The sequence below is a fragment of the Candidatus Avelusimicrobium sp. genome, from assembly GCF_050873505.1.
GTDB lineage: Bacteria > Elusimicrobiota > Elusimicrobia > Elusimicrobiales > Elusimicrobiaceae > Avelusimicrobium.
The window spans coordinates 1-26,332 of sequence record NZ_JBNMIY010000015.1 but is presented as its reverse complement, the minus strand read 5'-3'; the positions used below and the strand labels follow the sequence as shown (position 1 = coordinate 26,332).

General features: G+C 49.8%; 27 protein-coding genes and 1 tRNA gene. 15 read left to right on the top strand and 13 right to left on the bottom strand.

Translation table 11 applies throughout. From position 1 onward, the window contains the following. The first annotated feature begins 1,188 nt into the window (after positions 1–1,188). A complete protein-coding gene (locus ACR0QV_RS07235) occupies positions 1,189–2,193 on the top strand; it encodes a phytoene/squalene synthase family protein (RefSeq protein WP_432635824.1) in 1,005 nt (334 codons plus the stop codon). 107 nt (positions 2,194–2,300) lie between these two features. Further along, complete coding sequence (locus ACR0QV_RS07230) at positions 2,301–3,701, top strand: alanine/glycine:cation symporter family protein (RefSeq protein WP_432635822.1); 1,401 nt, start codon at positions 2,301–2,303, stop codon at positions 3,699–3,701. 713 nt (positions 3,702–4,414) lie between these two features. On the opposite strand, the gene ACR0QV_RS07225 is transcribed toward ACR0QV_RS07230, so the two are convergent. Further along, a complete protein-coding gene (locus ACR0QV_RS07225; protein ID WP_432635820.1) occupies positions 4,415–4,801 on the bottom strand; it encodes a MazG family protein in 387 nt (128 codons plus the stop codon). Positions 4,802–4,837: 36 nt separating this feature from the next. On the opposite strand from ACR0QV_RS07225, the gene ACR0QV_RS07220 reads away from it, so the two are divergent. From ACR0QV_RS07220 to ybeY, 5 genes are all read left to right on the top strand, one after another. Further along, positions 4,838–6,142 carry a hypothetical protein gene (locus ACR0QV_RS07220; protein ID WP_432635818.1) on the top strand — a complete coding sequence of 435 codons (1,305 nt, stop codon included), beginning with the start codon at positions 4,838–4,840 and terminating at the stop codon, positions 6,140–6,142. Between the two features lie 78 nt (positions 6,143–6,220). Then, positions 6,221–6,850: an FAD-dependent thymidylate synthase gene (gene thyX, locus ACR0QV_RS07215; protein ID WP_428052307.1), complete on the top strand. Its 630-nt coding sequence runs from the start codon at positions 6,221–6,223 to the stop codon at positions 6,848–6,850. 28 nt (positions 6,851–6,878) lie between these two features. After that, on the top strand, positions 6,879–8,087 hold the full coding sequence (locus tag ACR0QV_RS07210; RefSeq protein WP_432635816.1) for a glucose-1-phosphate adenylyltransferase: 1,209 nt from the start codon (positions 6,879–6,881) through the stop codon (positions 8,085–8,087). 36 nt (positions 8,088–8,123) lie between these two features. Then, the gene (locus ACR0QV_RS07205; RefSeq protein WP_432635814.1) at positions 8,124–9,068 is read left to right on the top strand and encodes a PhoH family protein; all 945 of its coding nucleotides are present in this window, start codon (positions 8,124–8,126) and stop codon (positions 9,066–9,068) included. Beyond that, positions 9,065–9,508, top strand: a complete 444-nt coding sequence (gene ybeY / locus ACR0QV_RS07200) for an rRNA maturation RNase YbeY (RefSeq protein WP_432635812.1) — start codon at positions 9,065–9,067, stop codon at positions 9,506–9,508. Before ACR0QV_RS07205 ends, ybeY begins: the two co-directional genes overlap by 4 nt. A 49-nt stretch (positions 9,509–9,557) precedes the next feature. On the opposite strand, the gene ACR0QV_RS07195 is transcribed toward ybeY, so the two are convergent. After that, positions 9,558–10,361: a metallophosphoesterase gene (locus tag ACR0QV_RS07195; protein WP_432635810.1), complete on the bottom strand. Its 804-nt coding sequence runs from the start codon at positions 10,359–10,361 to the stop codon at positions 9,558–9,560. Between the two features lie 80 nt (positions 10,362–10,441). Here ACR0QV_RS07195 and ACR0QV_RS07190 point away from each other — a divergent pair, with 80 nt between their 5' ends. The 4 genes from ACR0QV_RS07190 to mnmA all read left to right on the top strand — a co-directional run bounded on the left by ACR0QV_RS07190 (position 10,442) and on the right by mnmA (position 16,141). Further along, positions 10,442–12,436 (top strand): FAD-binding oxidoreductase, encoded by a 1,995-nt coding sequence (locus ACR0QV_RS07190; RefSeq protein ID WP_432635808.1) that lies wholly within the window; start codon positions 10,442–10,444, stop codon positions 12,434–12,436. Next, positions 12,429–13,739, top strand: coding sequence for a 4Fe-4S dicluster domain-containing protein (locus tag ACR0QV_RS07185; RefSeq protein ID WP_432635806.1), 1,311 nt, complete (start codon positions 12,429–12,431; stop codon positions 13,737–13,739). The genes ACR0QV_RS07190 and ACR0QV_RS07185 overlap by 8 nt, the downstream gene beginning before the upstream one ends. Positions 13,740–13,746: 7 nt before the next feature. Beyond that, a complete protein-coding gene (locus ACR0QV_RS07180) occupies positions 13,747–14,937 on the top strand; it encodes an HD domain-containing phosphohydrolase (protein ID WP_432635804.1) in 1,191 nt (396 codons plus the stop codon). Between the two features lie 124 nt (positions 14,938–15,061). Beyond that, the gene (mnmA, locus tag ACR0QV_RS07175) at positions 15,062–16,141 is read left to right on the top strand and encodes a tRNA 2-thiouridine(34) synthase MnmA (RefSeq protein WP_432635802.1); all 1,080 of its coding nucleotides are present in this window, start codon (positions 15,062–15,064) and stop codon (positions 16,139–16,141) included. A gap of 45 nt (positions 16,142–16,186) precedes the next feature. Here mnmA and ACR0QV_RS07170 read toward each other — a convergent pair whose 3' ends face one another. After that, entirely contained in the window at positions 16,187–17,011 is an 825-nt protein-coding gene (locus ACR0QV_RS07170) for a type IV pilin protein (RefSeq protein WP_432635800.1), read from the bottom strand. A gap of 388 nt (positions 17,012–17,399) precedes the next feature. Next, the gene (dnaJ, locus tag ACR0QV_RS07165) at positions 17,400–18,512 is read right to left on the bottom strand and encodes a molecular chaperone DnaJ (RefSeq protein ID WP_432635798.1); all 1,113 of its coding nucleotides are present in this window, start codon (positions 18,510–18,512) and stop codon (positions 17,400–17,402) included. A 180-nt stretch (positions 18,513–18,692) separates the two neighbouring features. On the opposite strand from dnaJ, the gene rplU reads away from it, so the two are divergent. The 4 genes from rplU to obgE all read left to right on the top strand — a co-directional run bounded on the left by rplU (position 18,693) and on the right by obgE (position 21,082). Further along, positions 18,693–19,004 carry a 50S ribosomal protein L21 gene (rplU, locus tag ACR0QV_RS07160; RefSeq protein WP_177746445.1) on the top strand — a complete coding sequence of 104 codons (312 nt, stop codon included), beginning with the start codon at positions 18,693–18,695 and terminating at the stop codon, positions 19,002–19,004. 16 nt (positions 19,005–19,020) lie between these two features. Then, a complete protein-coding gene (gene rpmA, locus ACR0QV_RS07155) occupies positions 19,021–19,401 on the top strand; it encodes a 50S ribosomal protein L27 (RefSeq protein WP_432635795.1) in 381 nt (126 codons plus the stop codon). 100 nt (positions 19,402–19,501) lie between these two features. Next, the gene (locus tag ACR0QV_RS07150) at positions 19,502–19,645 is read left to right on the top strand and encodes a hypothetical protein (protein ID WP_177746441.1); all 144 of its coding nucleotides are present in this window, start codon (positions 19,502–19,504) and stop codon (positions 19,643–19,645) included. Positions 19,646–19,690: 45 nt separating this feature from the next. Further along, positions 19,691–21,082, top strand: coding sequence for a GTPase ObgE (gene obgE / locus ACR0QV_RS07145; protein WP_432635793.1), 1,392 nt, complete (start codon positions 19,691–19,693; stop codon positions 21,080–21,082). A 203-nt stretch (positions 21,083–21,285) separates the two neighbouring features. On the opposite strand, the gene ACR0QV_RS07140 is transcribed toward obgE, so the two are convergent. The 9 genes from ACR0QV_RS07140 to ACR0QV_RS07100 all read right to left on the bottom strand — a co-directional run. Further along, positions 21,286–22,293 carry a trypsin-like serine protease gene (locus tag ACR0QV_RS07140; RefSeq protein ID WP_432635791.1) on the bottom strand — a complete coding sequence of 336 codons (1,008 nt, stop codon included), beginning with the start codon at positions 22,291–22,293 and terminating at the stop codon, positions 21,286–21,288. Then, positions 22,290–23,486, bottom strand: coding sequence for a hypothetical protein (locus ACR0QV_RS07135; RefSeq protein ID WP_432635789.1), 1,197 nt, complete (start codon positions 23,484–23,486; stop codon positions 22,290–22,292). Before ACR0QV_RS07135 ends, ACR0QV_RS07140 begins: the two co-directional genes overlap by 4 nt. Before the next feature lie 121 nt (positions 23,487–23,607). Continuing rightward, the gene (rplA, locus tag ACR0QV_RS07130) at positions 23,608–24,282 is read right to left on the bottom strand and encodes a 50S ribosomal protein L1 (RefSeq protein WP_432635787.1); all 675 of its coding nucleotides are present in this window, start codon (positions 24,280–24,282) and stop codon (positions 23,608–23,610) included. A 53-nt stretch (positions 24,283–24,335) separates the two neighbouring features. Beyond that, a complete protein-coding gene (rplK, locus tag ACR0QV_RS07125) occupies positions 24,336–24,770 on the bottom strand; it encodes a 50S ribosomal protein L11 (protein WP_087289383.1) in 435 nt (144 codons plus the stop codon). A 44-nt stretch (positions 24,771–24,814) separates the two neighbouring features. Continuing rightward, a complete protein-coding gene (gene nusG, locus ACR0QV_RS07120; RefSeq protein WP_177746425.1) occupies positions 24,815–25,345 on the bottom strand; it encodes a transcription termination/antitermination protein NusG in 531 nt (176 codons plus the stop codon). Then, positions 25,345–25,533, bottom strand: coding sequence for a preprotein translocase subunit SecE (gene secE / locus ACR0QV_RS07115; protein WP_177746423.1), 189 nt, complete (start codon positions 25,531–25,533; stop codon positions 25,345–25,347). The genes nusG and secE overlap by 1 nt, the downstream gene beginning before the upstream one ends. A 27-nt stretch (positions 25,534–25,560) precedes the next feature. Further along, positions 25,561–25,635, bottom strand: a tRNA-Trp gene (locus tag ACR0QV_RS07110). 10 nt (positions 25,636–25,645) lie between these two features. After that, positions 25,646–25,804, bottom strand: a complete 159-nt coding sequence (gene rpmG / locus ACR0QV_RS07105; protein WP_177746420.1) for a 50S ribosomal protein L33 — start codon at positions 25,802–25,804, stop codon at positions 25,646–25,648. Positions 25,805–25,909: 105 nt separating this feature from the next. After that, positions 25,910–26,332, bottom strand: a 423-nt coding sequence (locus ACR0QV_RS07100; protein WP_432635784.1) for an EF-Tu/IF-2/RF-3 family GTPase, incomplete at its 5' end; no start/stop codon positions are given.

The window sequence follows — 26,332 nt, the reverse complement described above, 5'->3', positions numbered from 1 at the left end:
TTCTTACTTGAATTAACTTGGTGTCATATTATAGTCTATGACTGACTTACTTTGAGCATTTAAAATGTTAGGTTTGAACCTTCCCATTTCAAATCGCCCATTCGCACATTGCTGTCAAATTTTCACAGAACGAAATTTCCTCGTTGCTCTTTTCCTGCTTCGGAAAAAGCAATCGGAAATTTATTTTTCTTCTTTGAGCCCTCTTTGGCTACAAAGATATTCTAGCAAATCTGTTTCAATCTGTCAAGCCTTTTTAAACTATCGTTTAAATCGCTCAACCCTTACTACTCTTTTATTTAAGCATTTTTTTATCAGTTTGTCAAGCGCTTTTTAAAAACTCTTGAAAACTTGTAGTATGCTTACTGACTACATTTATATTAAAACATATTTAAATCAAATTGTCAAGTCTTTTTGTACTTCTTGGAATATTCAAGGAAGTCGTGGCCGCTAAGGACCGAAGGGATAAGACCTAACTACAATGTTTTTACTTTATTTATTATAAAACTAACTTGATTGACTCGGCTCAGTCCACCGGTCGCCTTTTCTAATATAAGGAGGTGTTTCGCTGTCAAAAAGTTTTCTGTTTATAATTGGTTGGTAAAAACTTTAAAGAAGTTTGCTAATTTAAAAGATCAATTCTGACTACTCATATAGTCTAACAAAAAAAGACAGAAAAGTCAAGACCCATTTTTCTGATTTTTCAAAAACTTGAAAAAGGGTTCTTGAAAACTTCTCTGGAAACAAATCCGTTTTTGTTTCCTTATATATTAAGTATAACTAATTGCGGAGTCCTTGTCAACAGGATTTTATTCCGCCATTACTATCCTTATATATAGGGTACCAAAAAGCCCGCGCACCCCGCAACCCACAAAAAAGAAGGCCGCGCTTATAAACGCAAGCCTTCTTTATTTTGTTGTACCCGTTTTATTTTTTTCCCGGCCGAAGCCGGAAATCGTTAAAATAAAAACCCCGCCTATTTCATTAATAAGCGGGGTTCTATTAAAAATAAAAAATCAAATTACATTAAACGCCCGCATAAACAACTTCTTCCTTTAGCCAATTAATCGGGTTAAAGGAATAGTGGTTAATGCAGTAATTTACGTTTAACATTTGCATAAATATATTATGCTTTTTTTACTGTCGGGTGTCAATAATTTTTTGCGCCCTAAATTTGCTATCCTTATATATATGGATATTGAGACGCTTTTAAAAAACACTTCCCGCAGTTTGTATTTAAGCGTCCAGGCGCTCCCCGGCAGTATGCGCCCGGCGTTTGGCATTGCCTATTTGCTGTGCCGCTACGCCGACACCATCGCCGACACCTCCATCCTACCCGCCCAACGGCGCCTGTATTGGATTGAGCGCTTTCCACACCTGTTGCAAGAGCAGAATTTGCAAGAAGCCGCGCAACTGGCAAGCGAAATTTGCGGCGGGAGCGAAAACCCTTACGAAAAGGAACTCATCAAAAATCTGCCGCCCTGTTTGCAAGTTTTGAACCAAGTGCCCGCCGAGCAACTGCCTATTATTATGGACGTAGTGCAAGCGGTTTGCGACGGGATGAAGATTGACTTAACCACCTTTCCCGAGGAACACTCCGCCCAACTGCGCTCCCTTCAAACGCCCGCGGACCTGCAACACTATTGCCGTTTAATGGGTGGCAAACCGGGGCTGTTTTGGAGCCGCCTCATCTGCGCTACCGCCAAAATAAAAATGCCGGAAGCGGACTTCTACGAACTGGGCCAGCACATCGGGGACGCGTTACAAATCGTCAATATTTTGCGCGACCTGCCCAAGGACTTGCGCATCGGACGGTGCTATTTTCCGCAACAGGACTTAACCGAAGCAGGCCTTACAGCCGCTGATTTATTAGCCCCCGAAAATTCCGCCCGCTTTGAACCTGTCAAACGCAAATGGATTTTATGGGGCGTTAATAACTTAAAAAGCGCCGTGCGCTACTTTGCGCAACTGCCCAAAACACAGCCGGGCGGACGCGCCGCCGTAGCGTGGCCCGTATTATGGACGGCGGATACCCTGCTAAAAGTATGGCAGACGCCCGATTTATTAAACCCGCAAAAGCGCGTAAAAATTCCGCGCTCGGTTATCTATTCCACAATGCTCCTCACCCCGCCGATACTGGTTAGCAACGGGCTTTTTAACAAGTGGATTACCGCCAAGTTGCGCAAATTCAATTAAAAAATTGTTTCGCTTTTCCTCAAAATGCGCTATACTATAAAATGTGTTTTTTGAAGGACTCCCGTTTTGTTATTGTACCCGCAATACCCATAAAATAAGGAGTTTTAATGACTGAATTATTGACGCACGCCATATCCCTTATCAACGATTGTTTTTTGGGATATGTGCTTATGGCCGCGCTTATTTTTGCCGGCCTCTACTTTACGATTGCCACCCGCTTCGTACAGTTCGTCCGCCCCAAAGAAATGCTAAAACTAATGATAAGCGGCGGCGAAGAAACCCGCGATACGGGGCATATTTCCCCCTTTCAGGCCTTTGCTATCAGCACCGCCGCACGCGTGGGCACCGGCAACATCGCCGGCGTAGCCATTGCCATTACCGTTGGCGGGCCGGGCGCTATCTTTTGGATGTGGCTCATTGCCGTCATCGGCTCTGCTTCCGCGTTTGCCGAGAGCACGCTTGCCCAAATCCACAAGGTAAAAACGGGCACGCATTTCCGCGGCGGACCTGCCTATTATATGAAGAACGCCCTGCACAGCCCCAAACTGGGTTTAGCGTTTTCCGTCATCATCACGCTGACGTTTGCCTTTGTGTTCAATTCCGTGCAGTCCAATACCATTGCCCAATCGCTCAATGCTACTTTTCATTTGGATACGTCCGTTTGCGGCATTGTGCTGGCCGCGCTGACCGCCGTTATTATCTTCGGCGGGCTCAAACGCATTGCGCGCTTTTCGGCTGTCATTGTACCTATCTTTGCCGGGGCGTACATCATTTTGACGCTCATAGTAATGGTGTTAAACTTGGATAAACTGCCCCACATTTTCGGCCTTATCTTTTCCGATGCGTTTAGTTGGCACAACATCGCAGGGGGAACATTGGGCGCTACCATTATGACGGGTGCCCGCCGCGGGCTCTTTTCCAACGAGGCCGGTATGGGCAGTGCGCCTAACGCCGCCGCCACCGCGCACACCTCGCACCCGGTCAAACAAGGCTATGTACAGGCGTTTAGCGTGTTTATTGATACGCTGGTAATTTGTAGTTGCACGGCCTTTATCGTTCTGCTCTCCGACTATACCCAATTCCCGGGGCTGGAAGGCATTGCGCTCACGCAAAAGGCGTTATCCTCGCAACTAGGCAATTTCGGCAACTACTTTTTATCGGCCAGCGTACTGCTGTTTGCCTTTACGTCCATTATCGGTAACTATTACTACGGGCAGGCCAATGTGGAATTTATCTCCCGCAAAAAAAGCGTAATGCTTATCTTCCGCACGGGCGTAACGCTGATGGTGCTTTCCGGCGCGGTGTTGCAATTAAAACTGGTGTGGAACTTGGCGGATTTGTTTATGGCGGCTATGGCGCTGATGAATATTTACGCTATTTTGCGCTTACGCAAGCAAGTGATTGACGCGCTTGCCGACTACCGCAAACAAAAAGAAAAAGGGCTGGACCCACACTTTCACCCGGCGGAAATTCCGTCTATCGGGCACGCCGAAGCGTGGGAAAAATAATTTAAACCGGGGCTTTTAAAAGGCTCCGGTTTTTTAATAAAAAGGACCTATATAAAAATAGGCCTTGAAAAATGTGGAAATAGGCTTATAGTAATAGTACAAAGTACTTGGGAACAGCCCGATATCCTTGGTTGCAGTTGTGAGAGCACGGTGTGTTTTCCTATTGCATAAGACCCGGAGACGGAGACTCCCTAGGAAAGAGGAACATAGTAATGACACTAATGAGCTAAACCCCCGAAATAATATGCGGGGGTTTTTTTACGTCCTAAATTTATGCAGGACGTTGTTGCTCACTCGGTCGGATACCTCCGCGCTCCGCGCGCGTTTCCGCCAGGATTCCTTCCTCGTTCGCTCCTAGTCCTGCATACAATTTAGTTAGTAAAAGGCCTTCCGGGCCGCACGCTGCGCGCCGCGACTCTATACGCGCTCCGCTGATTACTTGGGCAACACTCTTTCTGCAAGGTCGCAAATAAAAACAGGCTTAACCTTACCCTACTGCCAGTTCTATTAATGAGGAGCCTTTTTCCCAAGTCATTCCCGAAAGTCGTAGTCGGGAATCTGTTGTTTGCGGTTGTCGTTCTCTTGAAAAACGTCAGATCCCCGACTAAAACACTCGGGGATGACACGGAAATTCCTTTTTTGGCAAGTAACCAATCAAGTAAATCCTCAAACCGTCCACGCAATCCTATCGCGGCAACCACCAGCCGTTACCCTTATTTTCCTTCACGTTCTTTGCGTTTGGCTTCCTTCCACAGGGCAAGGGCTTCCTCGGCACTCGTGGCGTGGGCGTGGTCGCCAAACACGTGCGGGTGGCGGCGGTGGAGTTTATCATACAAACCTTGGATAACATCATCAATCGTAAACTTCCCCTCTTCCGCCGCAATTTGGCTGTGCATTAACACCTGCAAAAGCACATCGCCCAATTCTTCCTTCATATTTTCGTCGTCTTTATTATTAATGGCGTCAATCAGTTCCTGCGATTCGTTTTGCAAACATTTTATCAGGCTTTCGTGTGTTTGCTTTTTATCCCACGGGCAGCCATTGGGGCCGCGCAAAATGGCAAAGGTTTCTACTAAATCGGCAAAGTTATTTTTTTTCATTGTTCACTCCGGGCAAAAATGCTATACCATTATTATATGAAAAATAAATTTTTATTTATGCTTACCGCTTTTCTTTTGGTTCCCGCCTTTTTACAGGCGCAAGTAATGGTCGTCCGCGTGGACGGCAATAAAGTGTATTTGGACACGTCCTCTTTAAACCGTAATGTGCAAAAAGGCGACTTGTTTAAGGTTATCCTCTCTTCCGAAAAATTAACCAACCCCAAAACCGGGAAAGATTTGGGCCTGCTTTATCACTATTCCCAAGAGGGCAAAATTGTGGAAGTCCAGCCGCTCTATGCCGTTGGCGAAACGGAAGCGGACAAACGCATTGCCGTCGGGCAGGAAGTTGTTTTAACCGCCGTGGCACCAGCCCAGCAGGAACTCCCCGCCGCCACGCAAGAGACCGCTAAAACCTCCACGCACCGCAAAACTGTATATGAGCCTGTGGAGCAGGAAGTTATCGGCGTAACCGAAGCCAACGTAACGGGCGAAAATAATTTTGTTACCCTTTCCAACAAAGGCCAAGTAACCGTATGGACGCGCGGCGACAAGAGCACCTTAAAAGAAGAAATGGCTTTTACCTTACCCAATGGCAAACGCGCCCTGGCCGTATCGGCCGCCCCGGTAAAGGATAACAAAGCCCAAATCTTTGTTTCGTACTTTGACGAGAAACGCCAATCTATTTTCACCACCGTACTGGAAAACCAAGACGGGGCCTTAAAGGAAATTGCCAACTTATCCTATTTTGCCAAGGAACTGGGATGCGGAAAAAGCAAGCAAATTTGGCTCCAAAAGCCGTTTGTGTCGGGCATCTATCCGGGCAATGCCCGCTTGCTTGCCTACACGGACGGCAAATTTGCCCCCACCCAAGAAACAATAAGCACCTACCGCAACTGGCTGACGGGGCTCAACCATTACGCGGTGGAAACCGCCACCGCCCAAAACACGGTTTACACCTCGTCCAATGGGCGTTTGCGCTTGGTAATGGCTAACGGGAAACGGGCCGAAAGCAAAGATTTGTTCGCCGGGGCTCCAAATCGTGTAAAATATAAGCAAGAGATTTTGAAATTTTATCCGTCCGTCCAAGTCTTTGGACCGGAGGGGAACGCCGCCTTTGCAGCGGTGGAAAGCGTATCCAAATTAGGCATTTTGTCTGACACTTTTGGCCAATACCAAAACAGCAAAATACATTTTTTGACCTTTGAAAAGGGCCGCCTGTCCGTTACCGACACGGTAGAATTGGACGGCGTGGTATATGACACCGCCTGCACGGACAGCGCCGTTTTGGCCGCCGAAGTGCTGCCGGACGGGAACAGTTCCGTCGTGGAAATTTTTAAATAATTAGGAGAAATACTCGTGCCACAATCTAGTGAAAAAATCAACGTGTTGGACAAGGGCTTTGTGCGCTTGGTAGATTTTATGGGGGGCGACGACCGCGCCGTACAGGCGGCCCGTGTATCGTTCGGGGCCGTATCCAAAGGCCCGGAGCAAGACAAACGCCTCATTAAATATTTAATGGAGCACGCCCACCACACGCCGTTTGAACATTGTTATTTCCAATTTCATATTTGCTGCCCGATTTATGTCGCGCGCCAATGGATGCGCCACCGCTGGGGCTCTTACAACGAAGTCAGCGCCCGCTATACCGAAGTAAAAGATGAATTTTATATTCCGTCTAAATTCCGCGGTCAGGACACCAAAAACAAACAAGGCTCCGTGGCCGATTCCCAATTAGACAACGAAGCCCTGCGCAAAATTTACGAGGCCAGCGTAGAAGCCTCTTACGCCGCTTACCATAAACTCTTGGAAGCCGGTGTCGCGCGCGAAATGGCCCGCGGCGTATTGCCCGTGTGCCAATATACCCAATTTTATTGGAGCGTAAACGCCCGCAGTTTGTTTAACTTTTTATGCTTGCGCACCGACAAACACGCCCAGAAGGAAATCCGCGTGTATGCGGATGAAATCGCCAAAATCGTGGCGGAAAAAATGCCGTGGTCGTGGGAAGCGTTTGAATCGTTAAACAAACAACTGCCGTTAGGCTCCGAATAATTAAGTCTAACTAAAAAGGGAAACATTTATGAGAATACTCGGTATGATTATGGCCGGGGGCAAGGGCGAGCGCCTTTATCCGCTGACAAAGGACCGCTCCAAACCTTCCGTCCCGTTCGGGGGCAAATACAGAATCGTAGATTTTGTATTGTCCAACTTCGTCAATTCGGGGATTTTTTCCTCTTATGTGCTGGTGCAGTATTTATCGCAAAGTTTAATTGAATACCTGCGCACCACTTGGCGGAGCGAAGGTATCATCCCGGACCATTTTTTAACCTGCGTGCCGCCGCAAATGCGCTTGGGCGAAATTTGGTACCGCGGTACGGCGGACTCCGTACGCCAAAACATCAACTTGGTGAAGGACTTCGCGCCCGACTTGGTAGCCATCTTTGGCGCGGACCACATTTACCGTATGGACGTGCGGCAAATGGTGGATTACCACTTAAAGAACAAGGCGGACGTTACCGTCGCCGCCAACACCGTACCGCTGGAACAGGCTTCGGCCTTCGGCGTGTTGGGTACGGACGAAACGGGCCGCATCGTGCAGTTTGACGAAAAGCCCGCCCACCCCAAGAGTATTCCGGGTAACCCCAAAGCGGCCTACGCCTCTATGGGCAACTACATTTTTAACACGGACGTATTGTTGCAGGTCTTGCAAAAACGCTTCTGCGACGTGCCCGCCTTGGATTTTGGCAAACACATTTTGCCCAAAATTCTGGCGGACCACCGCACCTTTGCCTACAACTTTCAAAGCCAAACGCTCCCTGGCGCAAAACCGTACGAAGAGCAAGGCTATTGGCGCGATGTGGGCACGATTGAATCGTTTTGGCAGACCAATATGGACCTTTTGGGCCCTAAACCCAAACTGGACTTAAACAACCCCCAATGGCCTATCAGCACCACGCTAAACCGCGTGCCGGCCACCAAATACTTGGGCGGAACCGTGGTCAACTCTATGATTGGGGCTGGGTGCATTATTCACCCCAAGGCCAAAATTAAAAACTGCGTAATCAGCGACAGCGTAACCATTGGCGAAGGAGCCGAACTGGAAGGCTGCGTGATTATGGATAATTGCGAAATTAAGGCGGGAGCCAAACTCAAAAAGGTAATTATGGACCGCTTTAACACCATCGCCCCCAAGCAAACCATTGGGCACGATACGGAAGCCGACTCGCAAAAATACTACATTGACCCTTCGGGCATTGTGGTTATCCCGCGCGGCAAGAGCAAATTCTAACCGAAAGCGCGGCTTACAGGCCGCGCTTTTTTGTATATGATTAAAACCCTAAAACTAAAAAACCAAGAAGAAATTTTAATTGCGCTCGGAATCCAGGATCGCAAACTCCGCGCGCTTGAAAAAAACTTTAAAGTAACCGTTTTTGTAAAGTACGATGAGGACGGCGCGGGAGCCGAACTGTCCGTAAAGGGCACCAATTCCCGCGTGGATAAGGCCTTAGCCAAACTGCAAAAGGACCTTGCGTTAAACGCCGAAAAGAAGCCGCTTGACTTGGTAAAGGACAACCGCCCGTTTGTGAATAACATCGTCTTCCGCCCCGAACACGCCAAACCCGTGGAAGCCCGCAGCGAAAATCAAAAGAAATACATTGAAGCCGTCTTTGCCAACGACCTCGTCATTTCCTCCGGTCCTGCCGGCACGGGCAAAACCTTTCTGGCCTGTGCGTGCGCCTTGCGCGCGCTGGAACTGGGGATGACGGAGCGCATTGTGGTTACGCGCCCGATTGTGGAAGCGGGCGAAAAACTGGGCTTTTTGCCGGGCGACATAGAAGAAAAGGTGGACCCGTATTTGCGGCCTATTTACGATTCGTTTTATTCTATGCTGGGTATGGAAAAATTTAACTCGCTTAAATACAACAATATTCTGGAAATCGTCCCGCTGGCCTATATGCGCGGGCGCACCTTGGAGCGGGCCTTTATCATCTTGGACGAAGCGCAAAACACCTTGCCCGCCCAGATGAAGATGTTTTTAACGCGTATGGGCATTGGTTCTAAAATGATTGTAAACGGCGACCTTTCGCAAATTGACCTACCCAACAAAAAGGAAAGCGGGCTCTTGCAAGCGGCCGAAGTATTAGCCAAGGTAAAGGGCGTTGCGTTTGTGGAGTTCACAGGCGAGGACGTCGTGCGCCACCCGCTGGTAAAAGACATTGTTTCCGCTTACGACAAGTGGGACAAAAAACATACAGGAAAAACGAAATGATTTCGCATATTTTTTACAATACCGATATTCCCAAATACCTGCGCAAAACAGGGCTTTTTAAAGCCTGTTTGGAGCGCGGACTCAAACAATTCGCCAAACAAAACATTGAAGTAAACGTGATTTTTGTGGACGAGAAGGAAATTCTGCGCGTAAACGAGGAATTTTTAGACCACCACTATGTAACTGATGTCATTTCGTTTAATAACGAGCGTCCCCCGTTTGATACGGGCGAACCGTGGGAGTTTGGCGATATTTTTGTGTGTTACCAAGTGGCGCGCAAAAACGCCAAAACCTTCGGGCATACTTATTTGCAGGAAATGATGATGTACGTTACGCACGGGGCCTTGCACTTGTCGGGTATGGACGACCACGCGCCCGAGGACCGCGCGGAAATGGACCGCCAAGCCGAAAAAATTATTTCTGCCGTCCTGGCCAAATAAACTTTTAGTACACAAAAAACAGCGGACTCTTTAAAACGTCCGCTGTTTTTTAATCTTCTGCCGGGCGGTCATCGGGCACGTCCACTATTTGGGGTACGCCCTTTTCGTCCAGCGTTAAATATTGCAGTTTGCGGTGCAGCCCCACATCCACCGGGATAATCCGCGCCGTCTTATCCACCACGATATGCACCACTTGCGTATGGCCCACAATCTGCCATACCGGGCTGACGGGATAAGAGGCCACCAAATCATCCAAATCCTCCCAAAAAATCCCGCCAAAGCGGTCCACCCCTTTGCGGTGGATGCTAATGTTAAAAATAGGGTGCTTAAAAAATTCGTGCTTAATGGATTCTTTAAAAATCAGGTTAATCAGTACCGCCAAATTGTTGGAACTGGGCTCGTCCAACTGCATTTGGAAAATACGGTACAGTTTGCGCGTTACGCCCGCGTGCGTGAACAGATACCCCTTGTAGGCATATGCCGCGCGTAAATCGCCGCAGAGCACTTGGCGGGTCATTTTCTCGCGCATAAATTGGGCTTCCTCTTTGCTAAACCCGGAAATGACAAAGTTGGACAACAGCGGTTCCAACTCGTGGTTGCCCACAAGTCTTACCACTTCTCCGCCCGCCGTCTTGGCCTGCTGCTGGATAGTATCCAACAAGTCGTCCACCTTGCGGGAAAAGGGCCCTCTGTCAAAAATATCCCCCATTTGCACCAAACGGTCGTGTCCGCCGCACCAGTTGTTTTGTCCGTCTATCAGTTTTGCGTGGCGCAAAATTTTGACAAACGGGTCAAACTGTCCGTGTACATCGCCCACTACCACTACGCGCTTGGGGTTCTTTTGGGTTTGCATTGGTTTTGTCCCTTACACAAATAATATAATAATAATATACAAAAAGTTCACGCTTGTCCGTGTAAAATTTGCATTACTTTATGAAAATACCGTCCGCCGCTTTTACAGAACTTATAAAAATAGTGGGGAAAGAAAACCTGCTCACCGACGAGGTTTCCCTTTCCGTTTACGCGTATGATTGTTCCTTATCCCGCACGCGGCCGGACGCGCTTATCCATTTGCGCCGGGCGGACGTCATCGCCCCGGTGTTAAAGGTGTTATACCGGTATCATATCCCTTTTGTGCCGCGCGCCAGCGCCACCAACCACGCGGGCAGTTGCGCCGCCTTAAACGGGGGCGTTATTTTAAATGTAGCCCCGCTAAACAAAATTTTGCAAATAAACACCCAAGCGGGTTTTGCGCTAGTGGAGCCCGGCGTTACCGGGGGAGACTTACAAGACTCCCTTGCACCGCTCGGCTTTTTTTACGCGCCGGACCCGGCCAGCGAGCGCGTTTGCTCGTTAAGCGGCAACTTGGCCCAAAACGCAAGCGGCGCGCGCTGTATGAAATACGGCGGCACGATTGACCACGTTTTGAAAGTGGATTTTGTAATGTCAAACGGTACGGAAATTCACTTGTCCCGCCAAGACAGCGGCCCCGATTTTATCGGGCTCCTTGCGGGAAGTGAGGGAACGCTTGGCGTAATTAAACAGTTAAAGGTAAAAATTCTGCCCGCAGCCAAGCATATTAAAACCTTTTTAGTAACCTTCCCGTCGCTGGCGGACAGCGTGCAAACGGTCAGCGATTTGGCGGCCGAAGGCATTATCCCGCGGTGCGTGGAAGCAATGGACGACATCACCACCCGCGCCGTGGAAGAATTTGCCCACGCGGGCTACCCGCTGGACGCCAAGGCCCTGCTTATTTTGGAATTGGACGGCACGCCCGCCGAAATTGATGAGCAGGAAAAGCAGTTGGAAGAAATTTGCCTCAAAAACCACTCGCTTAAATTTTTGCCCGCCAGGACGGAAGCCGAACGCCAACGCTTATGGTTCGGCAGACGGGCGGCTTATGCGGCAATGGCGCGGCTGGCCCCCAACGTAATGGTGGGCGACGGCACCGTGCCCAGGAGCGAACTGCCCCGCGCGCTTGCCAAGGTGCGGCACATTTTGGACGAACAGCACATTTACGCGAGCCTGCTTTTCCACGCGGGGGACGGCAATTTTCACCCGCAGATTATTTTTGACGAGCGCAACCGCCCCGACACCGTCCGTGTAACCCGCGCGCTAAAAGAAATTTTGCAGGCGTGCGTGGATTGCGGCGGCACCGTATCGGGCGAGCACGGCATAGGCGTGGAAAAACGCGCCGTAATGGCCTACCAATACGATAAGCCAACCTTGGACCTTTTCACGCAAATTAAAAAAGCCTTAGACCCGGAAAATTTAGCCAACCCGCTTAAATTAATCCCGGTAAATTACGATGAAAAAGCCCGTGCGCAAGCGGCTTTATCCCCCGCTATCAAGCAACTGGCGGACAAGATTTTAATGCGCAAAAACGCGCACGCGCCTTGCCTAATTACCGGGGAAAATTCCCGCTTAAAAACAAAGGCCGCCAATATAATATCCACCCAAACGCTAAACCGCATTTTGGAAATTGATAAAACCAATTACACCGTAACTGCCGAAGCGGGCGTGGCCCTAAAAACCTTGGCGCGCGCCTTAAAGCAGGCGGGCGTTTACAGCGTTCTGCCGGACAGCAAAGGTACGCTGGGCGGGGCGTTTTGCTCGGGTTGTCTGCCGTCCTTTTATGCGCAAGTTTTGGGGGTGGAAGCCCTGTTGCCGGACGGGTCTTATGTCCGCTACGGCGGCAAATTAATGAAGAACGCCGCCGGATACCACCTAACCCGCCTGTTTGCGGGATCACAAGGCACCTTGAGCCTAGTAACCCAACTGACCTTTAAAATTTACGCCAAGCCCGTCCCCGCCGCGCCGGAAAAGCCGTTCGTGCGCGCAAGTGGCAATTTGCCTTGGGCGGCTATTAAAAAGCAGTTAGACCCCGAAAATTTGTTCCCCGTTTTGGCAGGAGAAAAAAATGTTTGATTTTATTCCCCCGCAGTTAGATCCGTTGCACCCCAAACGCCACTTAACGCTGTTAGACACACCTTTTGGCGAACGGAGCGTGTACAATTCTATTTGCTTTTGCAACCGTTGCGGCAGTTGCCAGCAAGCCTGCCCGACCTATTGGCTAAGTGGCGAGGAAACCTTTTCCCCCCGTGGGCGTAACCAACTGGCACGCCTGATTGCCGAAAAAAAACTGGACGCAAAAAAGAACCGCGCGTTGCTTGCAAAAGCCGTTAATTCCTGTTTGCTTTGCGGGCGGTGCACGCAAGCCTGCGCGGGCAAAATTCCAACCGCCGAACATATGCTGGAACTGCGCCGAACCCTGCAATTAAGTACGCTGCCCAAAACGCTGTTTACGCTCCTTTCTTGGCGTACCACGCACCCACGCTTATTTAGCCGCGCGGTACGGTTGGGGGCGTTTCTGCGCGCGGGCGGACTTCTCTTTTTGGCCCGCAAGACGGGTCTCGCCCGTTTAGTTGGGTTTGGCTGGGTAAATTATATTAGCCAACTGCTCCCGCGCCGCACCCCGGCCTTACAAAAAGTGCTTAAAGAACAAAACCTTTCTACTTCGCCCGAAAAACCTACGCTTATTTATTTGCCGTCCTTGGAAGCGGAATTTTGCACGCCGGATTTGGCCGCAAGCGTTTTAAAAGCCGCCAACCAAAAGTACCGCGCCACGCTGTGGCCCAATACGCCAAGCGGCCTGTTTGATTATGTATATGGCAATGTACGCCAAAGCCGCCGCGCCGTCAAACGGTTAATTATCCGCTGGCAAAAGGCCGGGCAACTCCCCCTTTTAACCGACAGCATAGACGTATATTTATTCCTCTTGCGCGCACCGCAACTCTTTGATGCGTGGCCCAAGCACCGCCGCCAAGCGCAGGAATTCGCCAAGCAACTTAAATTTGTTACGGATATCCTGCCCCGCAACCCGGCAAACGCGGAAGCCTTTAAAAACGCCCCCGTTCGGTTAGACAAAGGGGCCCTCTTTCTGCGCGAGGGCAAAGCGTTTGATAAAGCACAGGCAATTTTAAAGACACTTTTTAAAAAAAATTTTGTAGAGTGTTTGTATAAGGATGCGGATGCTCCCGCGTTCGGTTACAGTTTTGTACGGTTTAACCGCGCCCCCGAAATTTGGCTCCGCGCCGTGCAAAGCGCCGCCCGGACACAGACAGGGACTGTGTTTACATTGTCAGGGCTGTCCGCCTTGGAATTAAATTTTTATTTGAAGAAATTTTATCCATCAGCCAAGGCAGACCACTTCGTACGTTTGAACGGGTGAGAAGCATATGGAATCATTTAGGCCGGAAAACGGCAAACTTTCCGCCGAGGAAAAGTTAAACTTACTGGTGGAATTTGGAGCGCGCATTTCCTGCGAACTCCGCCTGGATAAACTGCTGGACATCATCGCACAACAAATTACCAAAATGTTGGATGTCGGGCGGTGCACCATTTACATAAAAGACGTAGAAAAGAACGAACTTTGGTCCAAAATCGCCCAAGGGCGTGGACTGGAACATACCGAAATCCGCGTACCGCTTAACGGCAACGGGGTAATTTCCTTAGTGGCCCGCACGGGCGAAACCGTCAACCTGCCCAACGCTTACGAAGACCCGCGGTTTTCTATGGATGTGGATATGGTAACCGATTTCCGCACCCACTCTATGCTGGCTATTCCGCTTAAAAACAATTCCGGCAAGGTGCTGGGTGTTTTTCAGGTAGCCAATAAATCCGACGGAACCCCCTTTGACAAGAAAGACGAGGGCATTTTGCTTCTGCTTGCCACCTTGGCGGGCAGTGCGATTGAAATCGCCAAACTGTACCAAGACGTCCACGTGGCGCAGTTGGAAACCATTTACCGTCTGGCCGTTACCGCCGAATACCGCGACCAGCAGGACACCCGCGCCCACTTAAAAAACATCAGTATTATTTCCTACTTGCTGGCCTTGGCGCTGGGGCTTAATAAGCACGATGCCGAACTTATCAAAAACGCCAGCCCCCTGCACGACATCGGCAAGGTGGCCTTGGCAGACAACATTTTGCTAAAACCCGGCAAACTGACCCCCGAAGAGTTTGAAATTATGAAATCGCACACCATTTACGGCGGGCGTATTTTGGAAGGGGCGCACTCCCAAGTGCTTAAAATTGCCCACAAAATGAGCCTTTACCACCACGAAAAGTGGAACGGCTCGGGCTATCCCAAGGGCTTAAAGGGCGAGGAAATACCGATAGAGGCCCGCATTGTAACGGTGGCCGATGTGTTTGACGCGCTGTGTATGTTCCGCGTATATAAAAAAGCGTGGAAGACGGACGACGCTTACGCGTATATTTTGGAGGAATCCGGCAAATCGTTTGACCCGCACATCGTGGCGGCGTTCAAAAAGATTTACCCCTCCGTGCGCAAATTGTATAACAACAATCCCGCCAACCACGAGGTTCCCGCCCCCGTCCCCGCGGCGGAGCAAAACCAAAGCAACTGATTTAATACCCGGCACCCGCCGGGTATTTTTTATGGAAGGTGGCGTTCATACAGGGGGAAATACTATAATATAGTGTCCTTTTGGCTTTCAACCTAAAGTACAATTTAACACAAAGAGGGAATTGATGGAAAAAGAGACAATCCTAATCGGCCTCTCCGGCGGGGTAGATTCTGCCGCTTCGGCCGTTATTTTAAAAGACAAGGGTTACCACGTCATCGGCGCTACGATGATTGTATGGGACCCGTCGCTCCCGGTCCCCGAGGGGCCATATCACAAAAACGCCTGCTTGGCGCCGGAAAAAGAAGACCTGGAAGAAGTAGAAAAAATCGCCAAGCATTTGGGCATTGACTTTGTAAAAGTGGACTGCCGGGACCCGTACCGTCGCGCCGTGCTGGATAACTTCCGTCTGGAATATTCCTGCGGCCGCACGCCCAACCCGTGCGTACTGTGCAACAGTTTGATTAAATTCGGCGTCCTGCCCAGCGCAGCCGAAAAGCAAGGCATTAAATTTGATAAATTTGCCACCGGGCACTATGCCCGCGTGGAGTTTGACGAAAAATCGGGCAAATACCTGCTTAAAAAAGCCAAAGATTTATCGCGCGACCAAAGTTATTTTTTGCACCGCTTAACCCAGCGGCAACTTTCCCGCGTGCTGTTCCCGTTGGGCGAAATGACCAAACCCGCCATCCGCGAAATTGCGCGCAAGGCCGGGCTGGAAGTAGCCGACAAAGAGGACAGCCAAGACTTTTACTGCGGGGATTATAACGATTTGTTAAACTTCCCCAGCAAACCGGGCGATATCGTTACGCTGGACGGCCAAGTAGTCGCCCGCCACGAAGGCTTGTGGCACTACACCATTGGCAAACGCAAGGGGCTTGGCATTAGCGGCTTTAAAACGCCGATGTATGTCGTCCGTCTGGACGCGGCCAAAAACCAAGTGGTTATCGGCCCCAAGGAAGCGTTATACTCCCAAAAACTGACGGCACAGCGCGTGAGTTGGGTAGCCGGAGAAGCCCCGGCACAGGAATTTACCTGCGAAATTAAAATCCGCAACCTGCACAATCCGGCCAAAGCCACCGTGCGCGTATTGGAAAACGGGCGCATAGAAGCCGAATTTGCGGAACCTCAAATGTCCATTACCGCGGGCCAGTCCGCCGTAATGTACGACGGGGACATTGTCCTCGGCGGCGGCATAATTGAGTAAGCAAAACATTTTTTGCAAAACCCCCGCTTTGGTAGCGGGGGTTTTTTATTGGAAACTTTTACAAAAGGCCTTTCCTTCTGTGGTATAACCTACGCAAGTCATTTGCCCGGGTTTGGAAGAGTGTGCCAAATAATGCGTGTACACAAATTCCGCGTTATCCCCGCAATTTGCCGCCGCTTGCGCTTTTGGGCAATAATATGCATTAATGAATAAGGAATCCGGGTTGGTAACCACGCCAGCGCCACCCAAAATATCCACAACAAACCATTTATCACAAGTCAGCACATCCGTCCCGGTGCAACGTCCTTTGTAATCAAAATCCAATAAATCTGTATTTGCCTGATAATAACCATTCGCCAAATAAAACACTTCTTCCGCCCGGTATAAATTTTCCACTACGGTACGAATTGTGGCGAACCGCGCCTTGGTAACGGCTTTTTGGTATTGCGGAACGGCCACAGCCGCCAAAATACCAATGATAAGAACAACGACTAAAAGTTCAATGAGGGTAAACCCCGCGTTTGCCGTGCGGCCACGTGTCGTTAAGCCGTCATCCCGTAGAGTCTTTATACGGGATCTGTTGTCGTTGTCATCCCGGACGTGGATCCGGGATCCAGTCTGTTTATTAGAAAAACTCCTCATTTTATTTCTGGATTCCGGGACCCTGCGGGCCGCACCCTTACCCTGGAAAGACACAATAGAGGCATTTACCGTGCGGGCACCCCAAGCAGCCGTCATTCCGTAAGGTTTGGCGGCCCGCAGGGTTACGGAATCTCGTCGTTTCGTAACAACAGATTCCCGACTACAACACTCGGGAATGACGCCACTAGCACAAGTGTCCGCACGGCAAACATTGATAAATCCTTTCATTATTTTCTCCTTGTTCTGCCTTTGGAGAAAATGCCCATAAAAAAACGGCCGTTACTACCGGGCTAGTTAGGATAACCCAAATAATAACAGCCGTGGCCTTCTGCCATATAAAATATGGCAGAAAGCACTCGGCACAGCGCACGCGAGGGATCGGCTCGCGCACGTTGTGCCTAAAACGACTGTTTTTGGATCCTAACTATGCCGCTTGTATCCAAGCAGCGCACCGTATTCCACATACGGTTCCAAAAACAGAATTAAATTGTACCGGGCTTTTAAACCCGCTTTGCAACAAAATTATTATAACAACTTTGGGACCTTTTGTCCGTTGTTATCACAAAAAAGCGGCCCGCCCGTATAGGCAGACCGCTTGTTTTGTTTTTATAAAACCTTACGAAAACAACTCTTTCAGGAAACTCTTTTTGCCGCCCGTTTCCTTGGCCAGTTCCTCCAAGAGTTCCTTTTGGCGGGCCGTCGGCTTTTTGATTACCTCAATTTTCACATTGACGAGCAAATCCCCGAAGCCCTTTTTCCCCAAGTGCGGCATCCCGTTGCCCTGCACTTTAATCACAGAACCGAACTGCGTACCCTTGGGAATCGTAACTTCAATTTCCTTGCCCTCAATCGTCGGCACTTTAATGCTTCCGCCCAACACGGCCTGCGGATAAGTAATCGGCGCGTCAATCAGCAAATCGTCGCCCGCGCGCTTAAAGATTTTATGCTCTTTCACGTGTACTTCTACATACAAATCACCAAAGCCGCCGCCGTTGGTGCCGATATCACCCCCGTTGGATACACGCAACGTTACACCCGTGCGTACGCCCGAAGGGATTTTCACTGTAATATGTTCTTTTACGCGTTTGGTGCCGCTACCTTTGCAGGCGGAACACGGTTTTTCCACCACCGTGCCTTTGCCGCCGCAATCGGGGCACACTTGGCGCATACTGAAAAAGCCTTGCGAATACGTTACCGTACCCGTCCCGTTGCAGGAGCGGCAAGTCTTGCGTGCAGAACCCGGGGCCGCGCCGGAACCGTCGCACTCGGCACAGTTATCCAGGCGGGTATAATCCACGGGCACTTCTTTACCCGCAAAGGCTTCCTCCAAGGTCAGGGTAACGTCTAATTTTAAATCTTCCCCCCGTTGGGCACGCGGCGCCCCGCGGCGTCCGCCGCCAAAAGCCCCGCCGAACATATCGCCGAAAACAGAGCCGAAGATATCGTTGATATCCCCAAAGCCCCCGGCATTGAACCCGCCAAAGCCGCCCGCGCCCGATACGCCCTCGTGGCCGTATTGGTCGTACATTTGCTTTTTTTGCGGGTCGGACAAGACGGAAAACGCTTCGTTTACTTTTTTAAATTGTTCCTCGGCTTCTTTATTGCCCGGGTTTCTGTCCGGGTGGTACTTCATCGCCTGGCGCCGGAACGCAGACTTGATTTCTACCTCGGTGGCGGTACGCTCAATACCGAGGATTTGATAATAATCTTCTTTCATTTTAGTAGGCATAGTCCTTAAATCTCTTTTTTATATTTTATTAAATTTGCACTCTGCCTGCACGTCCGCCAGTAAAAAGCGCCGCGTTTATGCTATAATATATATACAAATTAAGGGAGAACGCCCTTTTGGCCCCGCGCCGCAAGGCAAAGGGGACGGGAGAGGTGTCTCTTTATTTGGTATAATAAACTTATGTACGCAATTATTGAAACTGGTGGAAAACAGTACTGGGTTAAGCCCGGTCAAAATCTGCAGGTTGAAAAACTGGACGCGGAAGTAGGCGCCAATGTGGACTTGAAAGTCCTCTGGGCCGCTAACGAAGAAGGTACCTCGGCAGATGCCAAAGCCGGTAACACGGCCAAGGTCACCGCTCAAGTGGTCAAACATTTGAGAGGTCCGAAAATCCTCGTTTTCAAAAAGAGACCGAAAAAAGGTTACGAAAGAACCATCGGCCACAGACAGGATTTAACGCAAATCAAAATTACGGATATCCAGTTAGCATAACTTGGGAGACTAAACTATGGCACATACAAAAGCACAAGGTTCTTCCTCCAACGGAAGAGACAGCCACGGCCAGCGTTTAGGTATTAAACGCTACGGCTCCCAGTTTGTAAACGCTGGGGAAATCATCGTCCGCCAACGCGGTACCAAATTCTTGCCCGGTACCAACGTTTCTAGAAGCAGCGATGACAGCCTTTTTGCCCGCGTCGCCGGCATTGTTACTTTTGAATGGGTAACGAGAGGCAAAAAGCAAATTTCCGTGTACCCGAAAGTTGCGGAAACCAAAGAAGCCAAAGAGCCCGCTAAAAAACCGGCTGTAAAAGCCGCCAAAAAGCCCGCCGCCAAGAAACCGGCTGCGAAAAAGGCTCCCGCCAAGGCCAAAAAAGCCGCGGCTAAATAAGCGCTTCACAGTTTAAAAAGCGGCAGGATAACTCCTGCCGCTTTTTTTGTAGTACATTTAAGCGGGGGCAAAAATATCCCCTGTATGATACAATAAAGATATGAAGAAGGACGAACTGCACGTTTCGCAAGACGAGTGGGTTTACACCTGCACCAAGTCGCCTGCGCGGGCCAAGGTAAAAAGGGCACGCACCAAGGCGAAGCGCCGTTTGTCCAAAAAATTGCTGGCCCAAACCGAATATTAATTTGGTTTCCGGCCAAAACCGATTTAGAGTAGAAAGGACGAATTTATGCAATCCGGAAGTTTTTTAGACCGTGTTAAAATTTACCTCACCGCCGGCAAAGGCGGGGATGGCTGCTTGTCTTTCCGCCGCGAAAAATTCATTGAATTCGGCGGCCCGAACGGCGGTTGCGGTGGCAAAGGGGGCGACATCATTTTGCAGGCTGACCCCAACTTAACCACGCTTCTGGAACTGGCGTATAACCCGCATATTGAAGCCCAAAACGGCGAAAAGGGCGGCACGTACAACAAAACAGGCCGCGCCGGGGAAGACAAAATCGTCCGCGTGCCGTGTGGCACGATTGTTAAAAAAGACGGGCAGGTATTGGTGGATTTGACCGAAGCCGGACAGCAATTTACCGTCGCCAAGGGCGGTATGGGCGGCCGCGGCAACCAATCCTTTAAAACCCGCAACAACACCGCCCCGCACATTGCCGAAAACGGCCAGCCGGGCGAAGAAGTTACGCTGTTTTTGGAACTAAAAGTGCTGGCGGATTTGGGATTAGTCGGATTCCCCAATGCGGGCAAAAGCACCTTTTTAAGCCGCATTTCCGCCGCGCGCCCGCGCATTGCGGATTATCCGTTTACCACCTTAAACCCCAACTTGGGTATTACGCTTCACAAGGGGCTCAGTTTTGCTACCGCCGACATCCCGGGTATTATTGAGGGTGCGAGCGAGGGCAAGGGCATCGGCACGCAATTTTTAAAGCATATTGAACGCACCCGCGTACTTTTGCACTTGGTGGACCCGGAAGGTTTTAACGGGATGAACGCGGAAAAATCGGTAAAAGTAATTGAAAACGAACTGAAAACCTTTGATAAAAATCTGTTTGCCAAACCGCGCATTATCGTGGTGAACAAAATGGATTTGCCCGAAGCGCAAAAAGCGTACGAAACGATTAAAAAGAAATTTAAAAAGCATAAAGTAATGCTGATGTCCGCCGCTACGGGCGAGGGCGTAAACAAGGTGTTGGACGAGGTGGTCAAAATTTTGGCCGCTACGCCTGTGGAAACCCCGGTAGAGGTGAAAAAAGCCGCGGCTACGCACCGGGTGGAGCCGATTTTCTCCATTTCCCGCGATGAGGAAGATGTCATCCACATTACGGGCAAAAAAGTGGAAGAGTTTATCGCTATGACGAACTTCAACCAGCCCGAAGCCATTGCGCGTTTGCGCGGCATCTTCAAAAAAATCGGTCTGGAAAAAGCACTCCTTAAATACGGGGTGCAGGACGGCGATTCCTTGGTAGTGGGCGGACGGGAATTTGAGTGGAACGGAGACTTTGACAACGAAGCCCCGACCACACCTGAACACGTCGGCTACAAGCGCCGCACCACCAAACAGGAACGCTTGGATAAACGCAATGCCCGCCGCAAGGCTAAGCGCGAAGCCAAAAATAATTAGTTTTAAAAGCCCCCGTTTAAAACGGGGGTTTTTTATTAGGTAGAAAAATTAAGGTGTGTGCATTAGCGTGCAACACTACAAATAGAGTGTCCGCTCAATTAATCGTTGCTCATCGCATTGAGTGGCGGCCCGCAGGGTGTGCGACATAACAGAAGCAGTGTGGCTCCACTAATCACTAGCCTAGCGCATAGATCCGCCGCCTGCTAAGGTGCGGCGCGCAGCGTACGGTTAATATAATTGACGGAATCTATCACAGAAGCGTAATTGCGCCGGGACTTACGTACAAAAGGCGGGGTGGCATCCTTCCAACTGAGTTTATAATAATCACTCCCCATTACGTCCTCCATAAAGGAAGCAATATCCGCATTGAACACCGGGAACACAAACAACTCCTCCACCGCGGCCATTTTTGAACCGTCCTGTTGTTTGGCCCAATGGGCAGACGTCATATTGCCGGACACAATGCCAATGAGTTCCCCCGTATTGGTCATCACGCCCGAGCCGCTCATCCCTTTGCGAATACCAAAGTTCTTGGTGTAAGCAAAGCCCAAGGCCTTTACATAGTGTACGGAATACGGGTCGGGCTCTATTTTGCGTACACCGTCAAAAATAGAAATAACGGAAATTTTACGCTGGATAATGGCGTTGTAATCAGCAAATAACGCAAGCGGGGGCAATTCCGGGCTTTTGATACGGGCAAACTGGCTTTTTGCTTTGCGGTTTTGCTCCAAATAGGCAGAAAACTGCTGGGAAGTCAACGCGCGGTTATACGGCTGTTTTTTGGTAGCGTGCTGATAATAGACAAAGGGCGTCCTATCCAAATCCAAGCGTATGAGGGCAAAGTCGTTCTTGACGAACGCCTTGGGCGAATAGCCCGGGTGGATAAATACAGCCGGCTTTTTAGCCGTGTGCGACACACTCGCCAAGGCGGACACGGGGCGCTCCAATAAATCCATTTGAACCGTACAGCCGTTTTGGCAGGTTTGCGCCACACAATGTGCCGCCGTGGCAAACCAGCGCCGCCCAATGCGCGTAGCCTGGCACTTGGCTTGCTGCCCGCCGCCCGCGGGCTTAATAAAATACTCAAAGGTATGGTAGAAATCCTCTTTTGTTTTGTGTTTATCCTCGTCGGTAACCGTCAGTACGCTCACCTGCGCCCAACCGGCCCCCGCACAAAATATCAAGAAGAGAAATACGAATAGCCGCTTCATTTTGCTTCCTGTTTCTCCGGCTCGGGCAATTTGATACGCACATCAAACCCGGCCAAGTTGCGCAACTCTTTGGACGGCCACGAGAGGTATTTCACCGTATTTAAAGCGGGCAAGGCCTCGTCCACCGGGTCGCACGTCATTATTTGCCCCTCGTCCAACACATACGGGTAAACCATACCGATAAAGGTTTCCTCCCGCGGAAATCGACGGGCCAACGAAGAGAGGTTGGAATAATCCAAATGCTCCGCCCCGGCATAGACGATAAACAGCGCATCCGGCGCTTCTTGGCGGTATTCGGCTATGGCCCTGTACCAATCCGCATTGCGCACGCGCATCCCCTCGGGTGTACTCCACATATTTACTTCCTCTTTTGGGGTTACACCGGGGATTTCCATTTGCGGCGGCGTATGAAAAAACACATAACTGCTTTCCAGCCCTTTAATGCGGATACCCAAACGGGTGGCGGTTTTGAACAAATCTTCGTATTCCGGGTTGGCCTTGCTCATCCACTCGCGCGCAGGGAGCATATTCTTTTTGCCGCGCGGCAAAAACTCGGTAACCAACACCATTTTGCGGTTGGGATATTTGGCCCGCAAGGCTCCCAAAAAGTTGCTTATGCCCGGCTGTAACCAAACATAATCGTGGATTTCACCAAGCATTACCTGGTTGATTTCCGGGCCGATTTGGGCCGCCATTTCTGCAAATAGGTTGTTGGTGGGTTCGGATACCTTTTGTGTTAAAAAATCGTTTTCCCGGGCTTTTAAAGCCTCAAACAAGGCCGTGCGTTGCTTCCACAGCGTGGCGATAGCGCGGTTATTGGCCGCCAAGAAATAATTGCGCTGGGCTTCGGGCGATAAACGCTTAAAAAACGGGAGTTCCACATACGGCCCCAACGGGTCGCGCTTCCACGGCCAGCCATTTACGGCCAGCGCGGGCATTTCATCCGGCAAAAGCAGGGGTTCCGCTATGGGCAATTTTTCCAGCACTTGGCGCGTGCGCAATTCCCGCTGGACGAGTAGTTTTTCCAAATTGGGGAGCGAAAAAGTCCGGTTGGGCACTTTGGGGCGCGCCGCCTTGACCGCTTTGGTCAGCACACGAGGCACCTTGCGGACAGGTTTCCCCTGGGCAAACAGGGCAGGGGCCGCCAAACAAATCGTTAATGTGCAAAGCGTGCGTGTTAAAAGAGGCGTCATAAAATTCTCCCAAGTGAGGCTTTCTTATATTATAAAAAGATAATAGCAAATTGTCGCTAAATAGGGCACAAAAAACCCCGCAACCGAAAAAGTTGCGGGGTTTTCGTGTGCAAAAGAGAACTTATTTGTAACTGACAAATACGCCAGGTCCCATAGTAGAACTGAGCGATACGCTCTGCACATACACACCTTTGGAGGTGCTGGGTTTCACGCGGAGGATGGTATCCATTACCGCTTTGGCGTTTTCGGCCAGTTTGGCGGCGTCAAAGGACGCTTTGCCAATGATGGCGTGCACAATACCGTACGCATCAGCCTTGAACTCAATGCGGCCCGCTTTCAACGCTTTGATGGTGTTAGCCAATTCAAAGGTTACGGTGCCGCTCTTCGGGTTCGGCATAAGACCGCGCGGACCCAAGATTTTGGCGGCTTTGGCCAAGTCTCTCATCGTGTCCGGGGTGGCAACGAGTACGTCAAAGTCAATTTTGCCTTTGAGCACTTCATCCACAATGTCTTCACAACCGACTCTGTCGGCGCCGGCCTGTTGGGCTTCTTGCGCGTGTTCGCCTTTGGCGATAACGGCAATGCGTTTGGTCTTGCCCGTACCGTGCGGCAAAGCGACGGTGGTGCGGACCTGCTGGTCGGCTTTTTTGGTATCAATGCCAAGTTTCACGTGAATTTCAACGGTTTCGTCAAATTTGGCTTTGGCGTTATCTTTTACGATTTGAGCGCCTTCCGCCATCGTGTAAACTTTGGACTTGTCGTACGTCTTTTGTGCGGCTTCCAATCTTTTTCCCATCTTAAATACTCCTTAGGTTTTAACGGGCGTTTTCGCCCTCCCTCAGTTTAAATTTATTTTACTACATCCACACCCATACTGCGGCAGGTGCCTTTTACCATTTCGGCGGCCTGTTTGATGTCTTTCGTGTTCAAATCGGGCAATTTCTGCGCGGCGATTTTTTCGCACTGGGCTTGGGTAATCTTGCCGACTTTATCTTTGTGGGGAGCGCCGGAACCTTTGGCGAGGCCCAATTCTTTGATAATCAGCACAGCCATAGGCGGCATCTTGGTGATAAAGGTGAAGGAGCGGTCTTCGTAAACGGTAATGATGACCGGGATCTTAATACCTTTTTCCATTTTAGCCGTCTTGGCGTTGAATTGTTTGCAAAATTCCATAATGTTCACGCCGTGCTGGCCCAAAGCCGGACCCACGGGCGGAGCCGGGTTAGCGGCGCCAGCAGGAATCTGCAATTTGATGTAACCTTTAATTTTTTTCTCTTTTGCCATTTTGTTGTTACTCCGTATTTTTTACTGCTTTACTGCGGTAAAATCTAGTTCTTTTCTACTTGCAAGAAGTCCACTTCCACAGGGGTTTTGCGGTCAAAGACCGTAACCATAACTTTAAGTTTGTTCTTCTGTTCGTTGACTTCTTCCACTTCACCGATGAAATGCTTGAACGGGCCTTCCGTAATGCGGACGCTTTCGCCACGTTCAAATTCCACCACGTGTTTGGGTTTGCCGGAGGGGTTGTCCGTCAGTTCCACGATACCGGCAATTTCTTCTTCCGGCAGCGGAACGGGGTTCGGATCACCCAAGAAACCGGTTACGCCCGTAATATTCTTAATAAACCAATATGCTTCGCTGGTCATTAACATCTGTACCAGCACATAACCAGGGAAAAATTTCCGTTTGCGTAAAATTTTCTTGTTTTGTTTGACTTCAACAACTTCTTCGGTGGGAACCAGGACCTGAAAAACGCGGTCCCCAAAGCCCTGGATGTCAATATTAAGCAGGATTTTTTCTCTTACTTTGTCCTCGTGCCCCGTTTGGGTGTGCACGACGTACCACGCTTTTTCTTCCATTAGCGACCCCCGACTACTGCGCCCAACACTTTGGTCAGGCCAAAGTCAATGACGCCGACATACGCAGACACCAACGCCACTACAATCATAACGAGGATAGTGGATTGGACCACTTCCTGTCTGGAAAGCCAGGTGGATTTTCTCAATTCGCCAACAGATTGTTTGAGAAAATTGATTGCTTTATTCATAAATATCCGTTTCCTTGATATAAAACCTGGCAGGAGCGGAAGGACTCGAACCTTCAGTCCCGGTTTTGGAGACCGGTGGTTTACCAGTTAACCGACGCTCCCACAAAAAATCTTAGGCTTTGCCTTCTTTATGCTTGGTGCTCTTTCCGCATTTTTTGCAGAACTTGTTGACTTCCAACTTGTATTCTTTCTTTTTGCCGCGCACTTGGTAATAGTTTTTGTTTTTGCATTCGGTGCAAACCAGCGCGATCGTAATTCTTTCGTTAGCCATCTTATTATCCTTAAAAGAGAGAACAAATCTCTAAAAATATTGTTATTCACACTATCTGCGGGGGCATAATTAAATGCCCCCGCCACAGTGAACTAAACAATTTTACTACTCAATAATTTTGGTTACAACGCCAGCGCCTACCGTATGGCCACCTTCGCGGATTGCGAAGCGCAAGCCTTCTTCCATCGCCACAGGCGTAATCAATTTCACTTCAATTTCGGCGTTATCACCGGGCATAATCATATCTTGTTTGAAGGACAATTCACCCGTTACGTCCGTCGTTCTCAAATAGAACTGCGGTTTGTAACCAGGAGTCAACGGAGTGTGGCGTCCGCCTTCTTCCTTCTTCAAAATATATACTTGGCCCATAAAGTGTTTGTGCGGATGTACCGTCTTAGGAGCAGCCAATACTTGACCTCTTTCCACTTGGTTCTTGTCAATACCGCGCAACAAAATACCTACGTTGTCGCCAGCGATACCTTCGTCCAAGAGTTTGCGGAACATTTCAATACCGGTCGCTACCGTGTT